Raw genomic sequence first — 12767 nt, 5'->3', positions numbered from 1 at the left:
TCGCTTGGGATGGGTCAGCCGCGCAGCGCGCTGGCATGCTGCTCGGCGAAATAGTCGAGACAGGCCTGTTTGTCACCGCGAAACACGATGCGCTCCTGCTTGTTGCCAAGCTGGTAGAGATACATGGGGTCGTAGTAGCGGGTCAGCAGCAAGGTGATCCAGGCCAGATGCAGCGCGGTATCGCCGCTTTTTTCCTGCTCGGTGAGGGCGGTCTGCATCAGGGCATCCAGCTCACGGTGGGCCTGATCGCCGAGACGGCGCTTGAGACGGGCCAACGCATCGGTGAGGTAGGCGGCAAACAGCGGCCATCCCTCTTCTTGGCCATACATGGCTTGATAGCGCAGCCAGAGATCGTGCACGTAATCTTCGCGGATCTGCTCGGCGCGATCGATCTGCGGTACATCTACCACCACCAGCGGTGCCTGACTCATGGCCTCATGGAGGGAGAGGGGCAGGCAGCAGCGGCCAATCAGGCGGCTCTCGTCCTCGACTACGAAGGCATGCTCGCCCTGATGGCGGCGCTTGAGCAGTTCGATGGCCATGTTGTTTTCAAAGTTGATGTTGCTGGGCTGGCCGCCGGGCAGCTGACCAAACGACGAGCCCCTGTGATGGGCGTGTCCTTCCAGATCGAGCGCCTGGGCCACGTGGTCCAGCATATGGGTCTTGCCGGAGCCGGTCATGCCGGTCAGCACAGTCCAGCGGCACTCGGCAGAGGCCTTGTCCTGGGTGTCGATCAGGAAGCGGCGCAGCTCCTTGTAGCCACCGGCGACGCGGGGGCGAGTCACCCCCGCTTCAGCCAGCCACTGTTGTACGGTTTGCGAGCGCAGGCCGCCGCGAAAGCAGTAGAGCAGGGCATCGGGCTGCTTGCGCAACTGCGCCAGCCAGCCTTCGAGTCGTTCGGCACGTACTGCTCCCCCCACCAGCTTGTGTCCAAGCTCAATGGCGGCGGCCTGACCCTGCTTCTTGAAGCAGGTCCCCACCTGGGCGCGCTCATCGTCTGTCATCAAGGGCAGGCTGGTCGAGCAGGGGAAGGCCCCCTCCTTGAACTCGATGGGGGCGCGCACATCAATCAACGGCACATCGCCTAAAAAAATCTGGGCGTAGTCCGTGGCCAGTGGCAATTCACTCATTGGACAATCTCGATAAAGCGGGTGCCCTCAAGGGGCTTGATCTGGCCGATGGGCGAGAGTTCTAGCCCAGCTTCGCGCACGATGGCGAGCAGTTCGGCTTCGCTCTCTTTACCCACGGCAACCAGCAGGCCGCCGCTGGTTTGCGGGTCGCACATGATGTTGCGGGTGCGATCGTCCATGGTATCCAGCTTGTGGCCGTAGGAGTCGTGGTTGCGCAGGGTTCCGCCCGGAACGCAGCCCTCGGCGAGGTAGTAATCCACCTCATCCAGCAGCGGCAGCGCCTTGAAGTCGAGACGGGCGCTGACATTGGATCCTTCGCACATCTCCAGCAGGTGACCGGCCAGACCAAAACCGGTGACGTCGGTCATGGCGTGAACCCCCGGCAGCTCGGCAAAGCGTTGACCGATCTTGTTGAGGGTGCACATGGCGTTGGGGGCCAGTTGCTCGTGTTCCGGCTTGAGCTTGCCCTTCTTCTGGGCGGTGGTGAGGATACCGATACCAAGAGGCTTGGTCAGATAGAGGGTGTCACCCACCTTGGCGGTGTCGTTCTGCTTGATGGCATTCAGAGGCACGATACCGGTCACCGCGAGGCCGAAGATGGGCTCGGGGGCATCGATGCTGTGGCCACCGGCCAGCGAAATCCCCGCTTCATGGCACACCTGACGGCCGCCGTCGATCACCTGCTGGGCCACTTCGGCGGGCAGGGTATTGATGGGCCAGCCGAGGATGGCGATGGCAACGATAGGCTTGCCGCCCATGGCGTAGATATCGCTGATGGCGTTGGTGGCGGCGATGCGGCCAAAGGTGAAGGGGTCATCGACGATAGGCATGAAGAAGTCGGTGGTGGAGACAATGCCCTGACCGTTGCCGATATCGACCACGGCCGCGTCATCCTTGCTGCTGTTGCCAACGATCAGGGTCGGGTCGTTGAAGCCCGGGATCTGGCTCTTGAGGATGGTGTCGAGTACCTTGGGAGAGATTTTGCAGCCGCAGCCAGCGCCGTGGCTGTATTGGGTCAGACGAATGGAAGACATACTTACCCCTTTTATTTGCAAACAGAGCAGAGGCTCTGTGGAGCCGTCTTGGTCAATGGGCGGCCTTGTAGAGAGAATGACAAGAAGCCGCAAATATGGGTGGCCTCGGTGCCAACAGGGGCAGCGATGACTGGCAGTTATGAAGGACCGCCAGGCCGGACGGGGAAGAAAAGGGCGACAAGGTGCGCCAGCGCAGCCCCGCCAAGGGCCACAGGACGGGGCATTATGCCACATTTGCCCCTTGGGGTTCGAACAGGAATTCACATAAACAGCAGGGAATTGCCCTCACTTGCCTGTCATCGGTCTGGATCCGGCGCGCACTGAATGATTGCAGTACAGATGCGGCAAAGAGAACGTCAAAGAGACCAACAGCACGCAACTGCCGATCTACAACAGGAGAGCTTAGTGACCACCACATTTTTGGTTAACCACCCCATCACCACGGCACAGTTTGCGGCGTTGTTGGCGCAGACCTCGCTGGGGGCGAGACGGCCGCTGGACCATCCGGCCACCCTGCAGGGCATGCTGGATAATGCCAATTTGCTGATCACCGCCTGGCAGGACGAGACCCTGGTCGGTGTGGCCCGCTCAGTGACCGATTTTCATTTTTGTTGCTACCTCTCGGATCTGGCGGTGGCCGAGTCGGTGCAGGGGCAGGGGATTGGCAAAGCCCTTATTCGCGAGACGTTTTTGCAATTGCAGCCCGGCTGCAAGCTGATCCTGCTGGCCGCACCGCAGGCGGTGGCGTACTACCCCAAGCTCGGATTTAGCCAGCACCCGAGCGCTTGGGTGATGAGCAGTCTGGATGAACTGGTACTGGATGAGTTGGCATAAAACCGTCAACTCATCCAGACAGGGCGAGATTAACTTATCCGGCCCGCTCCAGCGTCGGTTGCCGTGACTTGCCCCAGCGGCGCAGGCGCCGTTGTAGTGGTCGCTCCAGCAGGTTGTAACTTAAAGAAGAGAGCCCGATCAGCACCGCCAGCATCAGCAAGGTTGCCACTACCCCCAACAGCGGATTGGTTTGGGCATACCACCACGCGGTGAGCCCCGGCGCCAGATAGTGGATGAGCTCACAGCCGGTGAGCAGTACCAGCGCATGGAGCAGGTAGATGGAGTAGGAGAGATCCCCCAGCCAGTTGGTGAAGCGGCTATCCAAAAGGCGCAGCAGCGGACTCCGGCGCTCCCCCTGGGCGGCGGCAATCCAGATCAGCAGCACGTAGGAGCTGATCAGCAGCAGTGTCAGCTGCGGCGTCATGGTGAACTGCATCAGCGCGAAGGGCAGCACAAAGGCGATCAAGAGCGGCAGATCCCGCTTCATCATGGGCATGCCTTTTGCAGCCTTGGCCCTTGGCAGCAGCCAGAGGCCGAGCACAAATTCACTTACCCCGCGTCCCACCGCCAGCGCCCCACTGGTGACATCCAGCGTGCCGCGACTGTTTACGATAAAGGCCAGCACCGTCAGTGCTAGCAGGGGGACGAGATGGCTCCAGCGACTGCGGGTCACCGCCAGCGGAATAAGCAGCGGGAACACTAGGTAGCTAATCCACTCTACGCTCAGCGACCAGGCGGCGAAGTTCCAGGTCAACCCGTGATCGGTCACCACCTGCAGCAGCAGGAAGGCGCTCGGCAGCGCTTCGGCTGGCGTGAAGGGGGAGCCGAAAGGCGGCATCCCTTCCCACTCCCACATCTTGAACAAGGGGCCGGCATAGAAGCCCACCCCGTGCCGCGCCTTGTAAAGCTCCCAGCTAACCAGCAACAGCAGGGTCACCAGATAGAGGGGGTAGACACGAGTCAGCCGCAGCCAGAGAAAACGGCCATAGCTCACGGTGCGGGGCGTGTGGGTGAAGGCCTCCCCATAGACATGGGCCAGCACTACGCCGCTCAAAATAAAGAACAAGTCGACCCAGAGGTAGCCATTCTCGATGAGTTGGGTGTGGCCTGCGATTGACTCCATCCATTGGGGAAAGAGCAGCAAGCGGGCATGGAACAGCACCACCATCAGGGCAGCGATGCCCCGCAGCGGCGTTAACAGCGGCAATGATTGATTCATAATGGGATCCCTTGTGATGTTCAGCTTGGCCTGACATCGATTTATGTTGTTGTACCGCCTATCACTCCTGACGGGTCGGTTGCCCCGGCTTGTCTGCCGCAGGCGGGATCACACTACGGAAAAGAGAGTCATACGGGTGTGATTTGAATCATAAATGTGCAGTTATTGTGCAAAGTAATTTAAACAGAGAAGAAGTGGGGCGCTGGCAGCAAAAGAGGAGGGGAGGAAACACCAATAAAGCAGAGAGGGGGAATCGGGGCGAGCGTCAGGCTCAGGCACCATACGATGCAAAGCAATCAGGCCCGCAAGGGGCCTGATTGATCACAAGGGGAGGGTGGTTGCCGATCAGCGGGCGCGTACCACCAGACCCTTGAGGTAGAAGCCTTCCGGATAGGCGGTACCGATGGGGTGATCGGAGGCCTGGGAGAGCAGCTCCAGGATCTGGGCATCGCGACCGGCATCGAGCGCCGCATCGGCGACGATCTTCTGGAACAGGCTCTGCTCCATCAGGCCGGAGCAGGAGTAGGTCAAGAGCACGCCACCCGGCGCCAGCAGCTGGAACGCCAGCATATTGATGTCCTTGTAGCCACGGCAGGCGCCAAGCAGCTGGGCCTTGCTCTCGGCGAACTTGGGCGGATCCAGCACGATGACATCGAACTTCTCGCCCTTCTCACGATATTCCCGCAGCAGCTTGAACACGTCGTGACGGACAAACTGGGTGTTGCTGGTATCCAGCCCGTTCAGCTCGGCATTCTGGCGGGCAATATCCAGCGCATTCTGGGAGAGATCGACGTTGACCACTTCCTTGGCGCCGCCCTTGAGGGCATAAACGCCAAAACCGCCGGTGTAGCAGAAGCAGTTGAGCACCCGCTTGCCTTCGGTGTACTTGGCGGCAGCCTGACGGTTGTCACGCTGATCCAGATAGAAACCGGTTTTGTGGCCGTTACGAATATCCACCAGGATCTTGACGCCACCGTTCTCTTCGATGACCACCGGCTCGCTCGGGGTCTCGCCATAGATGACGCCGGTGCGCTCTTTCAGTCCTTCCTTCTTGCGCACTGCCACATCTGAGCGCTCATAGATGCTGCACTCTGGGTAGAGGGTACGCAGTGCTTGCGTGATCAGCTCACGCTGGAACTCGGCACCGGCAGAGAGGATCTGGCACACCAGAAAATCGGCATAACGGTCGATGGTCAGACCCGGCATGCCGTCGGATTCGGCGGCGCACAGGCGATAGCCGGTGAGACCCTGACGCTTGATCAGCGGATCGCGAGACTCTTGCGCATATTTGAGGCGACGGATAAAGAAGTCGAGATCGACGGTTTCATCCTTGTCGAAGGTCCAGACCCGGGCACGGATTTGGGAGCTGCCTGACCAGGCGCCACGGGCGAGCCACTTGCCATCGTTGGCATAGATCTCGACGGTATCGCCGTCAATGGGGTTGCCCTGAACCCGCTCAATCCCCTTGGAGAAGATCCAGGGGTGGCGACGCAGCAGGGATTTTTCGCGGCCTTTGACGAGATAGATGGAAGCGCTCATGGATGTTTGCCGATGGTAGAAAGAAAAGGGGCCACATTCTATGTGGCCCGCAGGTAAAACTCAAACAACCCTGTGTAATGGATGGGGTTGCCCTGATCTGACACCTAATACGGTCAGAGCTTAATCCCCTTGAGTGCCTGGGTCAGTTCGCTGGCGGTGGCTTTAAGTCCCTGCGTACCGGCTACCGAGGCGCTGGCAGACTCTTCCACCTGGGCCGCTTCATGGCGTACCTGATCCAGATTGTGGGTGATCTCGGCGGCGACCGAGCTCTGCTCTTCGCTGGAGGTGGCGATCTGGGTACTCATCTCCAGTACCGCATCGCTGTGGTTGCTCAGCTTCTCGATATCGAGCCCCACCTCGCTGATGAGCTGCTGGCTGCTGGCGGCACGCCCCACGGTTTTCTCCATGATCTCGTTCAGCGCGCCAGTACCGGTCTGCAGCTCTTCGATCATCTGCTGGATCTCCACCGTCGCCTGCTGGGTACGGCTGGCGAGGGTACGCACCTCATCCGCTACCACCGCAAAGCCGCGACCCTGCTCACCGGCCCGGGCCGCTTCGATAGCGGCGTTGAGGGCCAGCAGGTTGGTCTGCTGGGAGATGGCGTTGATGACGTTGACCACCTCGTTGATCCGGTTGGCGTTGTGGGTGAGCCGCTCGACCGCGCCGGAGGCGTTGCCAATCTCGTCTGCCAGGGTGCGGATCGCTTCGATGGTGCGGGCTACCCGGTTGGCGCCATTGGCCGCCTCTTCGCTCGACTGGCGGGTTTGTTGCAGGGTGTCGTTGGCATTACGCGCCACTTCGCGGATCGCTGCCGACATCTGCTCCATGGCAGTGGCCAGTGAATCCATGTGCTGGCGCTGGGAACGCGCCATGGTCTCGCCTTCGCGGGCATGGTCACGAAACTCGTCGGCGGCCATGGTCAGCGCTTCGGCAGACTCCTCCACCAGTTTGACGATCTGGTGCTGGCGGTCGGTAAAGCGGTCGATGCTGCCCGCCAGGGTGGAGAACTCGTCCCGCACCGGGAAGAAGTTGAGGCGGAAGGTGAGATCCCCGTCCGCCACGGTTTGCAGCGCCTTGTTGGTGGAGTAGAGCGCACCGGAGACAAAGGTCATCATGTAGTGGATCACCAGCGCCATCAGGGCGGCCAGCGCGCCGATGAGGAGCAGGGTCGAGCCCTGACCCTCCCACATGGAGAGGTTGCCGGTATCGAGATCACCGGTGACGTAGCCCGCCTGACCCGCTGGCGCGGTAAAGAGGTAGTGATCTCCTTGCTGCTGCAACCCGCTGCTGCCTTGCCGGGTCAGACGCAGATCGGCAGGCAACACCAGAGTGGGCTGCTGGCTGACCAACTGTGCCGTGGTCTCGACCCGTTGCTGCAACTGCGCTACCCGCAGGGAGATCTCCTGCTGATGGCTGGCCGCCAGCATATACCAGCTGAGAAAGGCGATGATGAAGAGAGGTAACCAGAACGCGATATGGAATTTTTCACTGATGGTGAGGTGAATGAGATAGCGGTCAACCCACCGGAATTTAACTTCTTTCATAATGGAGCTGCATCCTGCAGAGATAGAGTGTCGGGCACATTATCGTCTCGGGAATTTTTTTCTTAAGCGGAAGGTGTGAGAAATGGGAGAGCAATCGTTTGTCATTCGGGTGTGGGGGCAGGTGCAGGGGGTGGGATTTCGCTATTTCACCCGTGAGCGGGCGCTGCAACTGGGTTTGCGGGGCCATGCCTACAACCTGGAGGATGGCTCGGTGGAGATCCTCATCAGCGGCCCCGCGCAGGGGGTGCAGATGATGCTGGGTTGGCTGGAGCATGGCCCGCGCACCGCCAGGGTGACCCGGATGGAGTATGAAGAGGCGCTGCCGCCCACCGGCCAGGGCTTTCACACCAACTGAAGGGGCGGGGACGAGATGGACGCTGACAAGGAAAGTCTGTTGCTGACTCAGGCAACAAGCTGGGTCGCCCGTTATCAGGAGGCGGCGCGAGCGGTGCGCGAAGAGGCCAGCGAACCGGCCGTGCATGGCTACCGTATCGCGGCGCGCCGCTTGCTGGCACTGCTCGCCCTGTGGCGACCACTCGCCTATCATCCCGAGCTGGAGCGGCGTCTGCTGCGCTCGGTCGGGCGGCTTTCGGCGCTGCGGGATGCTCAGGTCTACGCCGAGCGTTTTGGCAAGCCGCCTGCCAGCACGGGCAATACCCACAAATCGGCCTGTCGCGTGCCCCTGTTGTCGAGGCGACTGGCCCGCTGGCTTGCAGCAGTGGCGCAGGTGCCGGATGCGCGGGCATTGGCATCGCTCTATCAGCAGCATCTGGCCCTGCGCCTTGATGAGGCGCAGGGCGCTCTCGATGAACCTATTCCCTGCGTTGGAAAATCTGCCAGCTCCCGTCAGCAACAGTTGCGCCGCTGGCATCGGCTGCGCCTCGAGATCAAGCAGGCCCGTTATGGCGTGGAACTGTTGCTGGATCTGGGGAGTGGAGATCCCGGCTGGTTGAGCACCCTGACTCACTGGCAGGAGCGACTCGGCCAGTTGCAGGATTGGCGTCAATGGCGGCGGAGGTTGCGAGCAGAGCAGGGGAACACCTGCAAGCAGATGAAACTGCGACAGCAGTTGAAGGGGAAGATCACCACCCGATTGCGTCAACTGGACTGCCAGCAGGCGGAGCTGGTGGCGCTCAAACTGGCGATGCAGGCAGGCCACAACATGGATGACATGGCAAGTCGGGTGGTCAGGTATTCAGAACAAAATGTATCGCCCGCCAAGTCAAGCGGTGGATAGCCCCGAGACCGCAATCTGCGGACGTCATCCGCGACCAGCATCTACAAAAACTATCCAGGCCAAACAGGTGAGACAAAAAAGAGAGGCCGTTTGGCCTCTCTTCTCTATCTGGCTGTGGTCGCAGTCAGCGATACGCTTACTTGACGCGCATACCCGGCTGGGCGCCTTCCTGCGGCTCCAGGATCCAGAGATCCTTGCCGCCCGGGCCTGCGGCCAGCACCATGCCTTCGGACATGCCGAAACGCATCTTGCGTGGCGCCAGGTTGGCCACCATCACTGTCAGCTTGCCTTCCAGATCTTCCGGGTTATAGGCGGACTTGATACCGGCAAACACCTGACGGGTTTCGCCGCCGATATCCAGTTGCAGCTTGAGCAGCTTCTCGGCTTCCGGTACCGCTTCGGCCTTCTTGATCAGCGCGACGCGCAGGTCAATCTTGGCAAAATCGTCATAGGTGATGGTTTCGCTGATGGGGTCATCAGCCAGCGGGCCGGTCACTTTCGGTGCCTGCTCTTTGGCCAGGTCTTCCTTGGATGCCTCGATCATGGCTTCAATCTTCGCCGGCTCGATGCGGGAGAAGAGGGCCTTGAACGGCGCAACGGTGTGATTGACCAGCGGCATTTCGATGCCATCCCAGCTGAGGGTTTCAGCCAGGAAGGCTTCGGCACGCTCGGCCAGCAGCGGCATGACAGGCTTCAAGTAGGCCATCAGCACGCGGAACAGGTTGATGCCGACGGAGCAAACAGCTTGCAGCTCGGCATCAGCGCCTTCCTGCTTGGCGATGACCCAGGGCGCCTTGTCGTCCACATAGCGGTTGGCCTTGTCGGCCAGCGCCATGATTTCGCGGATGGCACGGCTGAACTCGCGGCTCTCATAGGCTTCCGCAATAGCGGTACGGGCGTTGGCGAATTCGGCGTAGAGTTCGGGTTCGGCGCAGGTTGCCGCTAGCTTGCCGCCAAAACGCTTGGCGATAAAGCCGGCGTTGCGGGAGGCGAGGTTGACCAGCTTGTTGACCACGTCAGCGTTGACGCGCTGCACGAAATCATCGAGGTTCAAGTCCAGATCATCGATGCGGCTGTTGAGCTTGGCGGCGTAGTAGTAACGCAGGCACTCCGGATCCAGGTGGTTCAGGTAGGTGGATGCCTTGATAAAGGTGCCCTTGGACTTGGACATCTTGGCGCCGTTGACGGTCACATAACCGTGCACGTTGACCTTGGTCGGCTTGCGGAAGTTGGCACCTTCCAGCATGGACGGCCAGAACAGGCAGTGGAAGTAGGCAATATCTTTACCGATGAAGTGGTAGAGCTCGGCGTCGGAGTCCGCTTTCCAGTAGCTGTCAAAGTCGATATCGCCACGCTTGTTGCACAGGTTCTTGAAGGAAGCCATGTAGCCGATGGGGGCATCCAGCCAGACGTAGAAGTACTTGCCCGGGGCGCCGGGAATTTCGAAACCGAAGTAGGGGGCGTCACGGGTGATGTCCCACTGCTGCAGGCCGCTCTCGAACCATTCCTGCATCTTGTTGGCCATCTCTTCCTGAATGGCGCCAGAGCCGCGTACCCACTCAGAGAGCCATTTTTCAAACTGCGGCAGGTCGAAGAAGAAGTGCTCGGAGTCCTTCATGACCGGAGTGGCGCCGGAGACGGCAGATTTCGGATCGATAAGCTCGGTCGGGCTGTAGGTGGCGCCGCAGCTGTCACAGTTGTCGCCATACTGCTCCGGGGACTTGCACTTGGGGCAGGTACCCTTGACGAAACGATCCGGCAGGAACATCGATTTTTCCGGATCGAACAGCTGGGAGATAGTGCGGCTCTTGATAAAACCACCATTTTTCAGGCGGCCATAGATCAACTCCGCCAGCTCGCGGTTTTCGTCGCTGTGGGTGGAGTGATAGTTGTCAAAGCTGATGTTGAACCCGGCGAAATCAGCCTGGTGCTCCTTGGAGACCGCAGCAATCATCTCTTCCGGGGTGATCCCCATCTGCTGTGCCTTGAGCATGATCGGGGTGCCGTGGGCATCATCGGCACAGATGAAGTGCACCTGATGACCGCGCATTCGCTGATAACGAACCCAGATATCGGCCTGGATATGTTCCAGCATGTGGCCAAGGTGAATGGAGCCATTGGCATAGGGGAGGGCGCAGGTTACCAGCATTTTACGAGGATCAGTTGCCATATTACGTTCTTGATGTGCTTGTTGGGATGATAGAGTGCCGTGCATGTTACCCGAATTGGGGGTAGCCTGCCTAGGGTTGTGGCTGTGCCAACCTTGGCAGCACCTGCTGTTACGATGGCAGGCAAGCCACTGATTTGTGTGCGGTAACCGTTCACCTCAAGATAATGACAAGATAATGAGGAGTTAATGGTGATTGATTCAGTAAAACAGATCCTCGCCGAATTTAAGCCAGCAGGCTGGCACAAGGATCTGGTGGATGCCGGATTCGTTCGCGAGATCATCAATCAGGGTCAGGGGCTTACTATCCGGCTGGTATTGCCGTTTGCCGGTCTCTCGCTGCTCGATCAGCTCAAAGAGAACTACGATGCCAGGCTGCGCAGCGCCACCGGCGCCGCCCGTATCGACTGGGCACTGGAGATTGACGTCGCCAGCATGCCGCGGGCGCAGGGCCTCAATGCCGTGCAGGGCATTCGCAACATCATCGTGGTCGCCTCCGGCAAGGGGGGGGTGGGCAAATCTACCACTGCGGTCAACCTGGCGCTGGCGCTGCAAAAAGAGGGTGCGCGGGTCGCTATTCTCGATGCCGATATCTATGGCCCTTCCATTCCCACCATGATGGGCACCCTCAAGGAGCGCCCGGTCAGCCATGACGGCAAGCTGATGGAGCCGGTGATGGCCTGCGGCCTCAAGAGCAACAGCATCGGCTATCTGGTCTCCGAGCAGGATGCCACCATCTGGCGCGGCCCGATGGCGAGCAAGGCGCTGGCGCAGATCCTCCATGAGACCCGCTGGGGCGAGGTGGATTATCTGGTGGTCGACATGCCGCCGGGCACTGGCGATATCCAGCTCACCATGGCCCAGCAGGTACCCACCTCGGCGGCGGTGATCGTCACCACCCCGCAAGATGTGGCGCTGGCCGATGCCCGCAAGGGGATCGCCATGTTCAACAAGGTCAATGTGCCAGTGCTCGGCATCATCGAGAACATGAGCTACCACGTCTGCAGCGCCTGTGGTCATCATGAGCCGCTGTTCGGTACCGGTGGCGGCCAGAAGATGGCAGAACAGTATCAAGTGGCGCTGCTTGGCCAGTTGCCGCTACACATCGACATCCGCCAACACATGGATGATGGCTGCCCGACGGTGTTCGGCGCACCGGAAGGGAGCCTGGCTCAGTCCTATTTGAAGCTGGCGCGCAGGGTAGGTGCTGAACTCTTTTTCAGCGCAAAACCGATTGCGACCCCCCTCTATGCCATGGCGCTGGATGAATAATCGGCGGTCGGTCACTTGAAAGGGAATTGAGGGTGGGCATGACCCACCCTTTTTTATATAATGGATCGGTTTAAACCATCCCCACTGCTCTTCTCTTTTAGGTATTTGTCATGTCTGATACTCAACATTCGTGTGTGATCATCGGTATTGCGGGCGCATCTGCGTCTGGCAAAAGTCTTATAGCCCAGACCATTTATGAAGAGCTGGTGGCCGAACTGGGCGCAGGTCAGATTGGTGTGATCACCGAAGATTGCTACTACCGTGATCAGACCCACCTGACCATGGAAGAGCGGGTCAAGACCAACTATGACCACCCCAACGCGCTGGATCACGACCTGCTGGTACAGCACCTGAGCCAGCTGGTCAAAGGTGACGCGGTTGCCATTCCCCAGTACTCCTACACCGAACACACCCGGATGAGCGAAGTGACCCCGTTTGCCCCGCGCCGGGTGATCATTCTGGAAGGGATCCTGCTGCTGACCGACAGCCGTCTGCGGGATCTGATGGACGCCTCCATCTTCATGGATACCCCGCTCGACATCTGCCTGCTGCGCCGTCTGGTGCGTGATGTGCAGGAGCGTGGCCGTACCATGGACTCCGTGCTCAAGCAGTATCAGAAGACAGTGCGTCCGATGTTCCTGCAGTTTATCGAGCCGTCCAAACAGTATGCCGATGTGATCGTGCCCCGTGGTGGCAAGAACCGCATCGCCATCGACATGCTCAAGGCGCGTATTCGCCACATGTTGATTGGTTAAGATGAAACAAGCCGGGTGATGCCCGGCTTTTTTAAA

The 12767-nt window shown here is 59.9% G+C and carries 11 protein-coding genes; 5 read left to right on the top strand and 6 right to left on the bottom strand.

Going from position 1 to position 12767, the window contains the following annotated elements; genetic code table 11:
- Nucleotides 1-14: 14 nt before the first annotated feature.
- On the bottom strand, nucleotides 15-1130 hold the full coding sequence (gene mnmH / locus AB5Y97_RS13130; RefSeq protein WP_101530593.1) for a tRNA 2-selenouridine(34) synthase MnmH: 1116 nt from the start codon (nucleotides 1128-1130) through the stop codon (nucleotides 15-17).
- Nucleotides 1127-2164 carry a selenide, water dikinase SelD gene (gene selD / locus AB5Y97_RS13125; RefSeq protein WP_101530592.1) on the bottom strand — a complete coding sequence of 346 codons (1038 nt, stop codon included), beginning with the start codon at nucleotides 2162-2164 and terminating at the stop codon, nucleotides 1127-1129. Before selD ends, mnmH begins: the two co-directional genes overlap by 4 nt.
- Nucleotides 2165-2569: 405 nt before the next feature.
- On the opposite strand from selD, the gene AB5Y97_RS13120 reads away from it, so the two are divergent.
- Complete coding sequence (locus AB5Y97_RS13120) at nucleotides 2570-2998, top strand: GNAT family N-acetyltransferase (RefSeq protein WP_101530591.1); 429 nt, start codon at nucleotides 2570-2572, stop codon at nucleotides 2996-2998.
- A gap of 34 nt (nucleotides 2999-3032) precedes the next feature.
- On the opposite strand, the gene AB5Y97_RS13115 is transcribed toward AB5Y97_RS13120, so the two are convergent.
- The 3 genes from AB5Y97_RS13115 to AB5Y97_RS13105 form a co-directional block, all read right to left on the bottom strand.
- Nucleotides 3033-4217, bottom strand: coding sequence for an acyltransferase (locus AB5Y97_RS13115; RefSeq protein ID WP_101530590.1), 1185 nt, complete (start codon nucleotides 4215-4217; stop codon nucleotides 3033-3035).
- Between the two features lie 345 nt (nucleotides 4218-4562).
- Nucleotides 4563-5756, bottom strand: coding sequence for a class I SAM-dependent methyltransferase (locus AB5Y97_RS13110; protein ID WP_101530589.1), 1194 nt, complete (start codon nucleotides 5754-5756; stop codon nucleotides 4563-4565).
- A gap of 113 nt (nucleotides 5757-5869) precedes the next feature.
- Nucleotides 5870-7300, bottom strand: coding sequence for a methyl-accepting chemotaxis protein (locus AB5Y97_RS13105; RefSeq protein WP_101530588.1), 1431 nt, complete (start codon nucleotides 7298-7300; stop codon nucleotides 5870-5872).
- Nucleotides 7301-7382: 82 nt separating this feature from the next.
- On the opposite strand from AB5Y97_RS13105, the gene AB5Y97_RS13100 reads away from it, so the two are divergent.
- Together AB5Y97_RS13100 and AB5Y97_RS13095 are read left to right on the top strand one after the other, a co-directional pair.
- On the top strand, nucleotides 7383-7655 hold the full coding sequence (locus AB5Y97_RS13100; protein ID WP_005345583.1) for an acylphosphatase: 273 nt from the start codon (nucleotides 7383-7385) through the stop codon (nucleotides 7653-7655).
- Between the two features lie 15 nt (nucleotides 7656-7670).
- Nucleotides 7671-8537, top strand: a complete 867-nt coding sequence (locus AB5Y97_RS13095; protein WP_368158126.1) for a CHAD domain-containing protein — start codon at nucleotides 7671-7673, stop codon at nucleotides 8535-8537.
- Nucleotides 8538-8673: 136 nt separating this feature from the next.
- Here AB5Y97_RS13095 and metG read toward each other — a convergent pair whose 3' ends face one another.
- Nucleotides 8674-10707 carry a methionine--tRNA ligase gene (gene metG / locus AB5Y97_RS13090; RefSeq protein WP_201946480.1) on the bottom strand — a complete coding sequence of 678 codons (2034 nt, stop codon included), beginning with the start codon at nucleotides 10705-10707 and terminating at the stop codon, nucleotides 8674-8676.
- A gap of 186 nt (nucleotides 10708-10893) precedes the next feature.
- Here metG and apbC point away from each other — a divergent pair, with 186 nt between their 5' ends.
- Both apbC and udk read left to right on the top strand, forming a co-directional pair.
- Nucleotides 10894-11976 carry an iron-sulfur cluster carrier protein ApbC gene (gene apbC, locus AB5Y97_RS13085; protein WP_129504018.1) on the top strand — a complete coding sequence of 361 codons (1083 nt, stop codon included), beginning with the start codon at nucleotides 10894-10896 and terminating at the stop codon, nucleotides 11974-11976.
- A 110-nt stretch (nucleotides 11977-12086) separates the two neighbouring features.
- Nucleotides 12087-12731 (top strand): uridine kinase, encoded by a 645-nt coding sequence (udk, locus tag AB5Y97_RS13080; protein WP_005345570.1) that lies wholly within the window; start codon nucleotides 12087-12089, stop codon nucleotides 12729-12731.
- Nucleotides 12732-12767: the final 36 nt, after the last annotated feature.

Origin of the sequence: Aeromonas sp. R10-2, assembly GCF_040908445.1 — a bacterium.
In the GTDB taxonomy this organism is placed as follows: Bacteria; Pseudomonadota; Gammaproteobacteria; order Enterobacterales; family Aeromonadaceae; genus Aeromonas; species Aeromonas veronii.
The sequence above is the reverse complement of the archived record's forward strand: the minus strand, read 5'-3'. Positions and strand labels throughout refer to the sequence as shown.

Excerpts from the sequence above, each read along its gene's own strand:
- apbC (WP_129504018.1), top strand. The coding sequence starts at position 10,894 with ATGGTGATTGATTCAGTAAAACAGATCCTCGCCGAATTTAAGCCAGCA.
- selD (WP_101530592.1), bottom strand. The coding sequence starts at position 2,164 with ATGTCTTCCATTCGTCTGACCCAATACAGCCACGGCGCTGGCTGCGGC.
- AB5Y97_RS13110 (WP_101530589.1), bottom strand. The coding sequence starts at position 5,756 with ATGAGCGCTTCCATCTATCTCGTCAAAGGCCGCGAAAAATCCCTGCTG.
- AB5Y97_RS13100 (WP_005345583.1), top strand. The coding sequence starts at position 7,383 with ATGGGAGAGCAATCGTTTGTCATTCGGGTGTGGGGGCAGGTGCAGGGG.
- metG (WP_201946480.1), bottom strand. The coding sequence starts at position 10,707 with ATGGCAACTGATCCTCGTAAAATGCTGGTAACCTGCGCCCTCCCCTAT.
- AB5Y97_RS13115 (WP_101530590.1), bottom strand. The coding sequence starts at position 4,217 with ATGAATCAATCATTGCCGCTGTTAACGCCGCTGCGGGGCATCGCTGCC.
- AB5Y97_RS13105 (WP_101530588.1), bottom strand. The coding sequence starts at position 7,300 with ATGAAAGAAGTTAAATTCCGGTGGGTTGACCGCTATCTCATTCACCTC.
- udk (WP_005345570.1), top strand. The coding sequence starts at position 12,087 with ATGTCTGATACTCAACATTCGTGTGTGATCATCGGTATTGCGGGCGCA.
- mnmH (WP_101530593.1), bottom strand. The coding sequence starts at position 1,130 with ATGAGTGAATTGCCACTGGCCACGGACTACGCCCAGATTTTTTTAGGC.
- AB5Y97_RS13095 (WP_368158126.1), top strand. The coding sequence starts at position 7,671 with ATGGACGCTGACAAGGAAAGTCTGTTGCTGACTCAGGCAACAAGCTGG.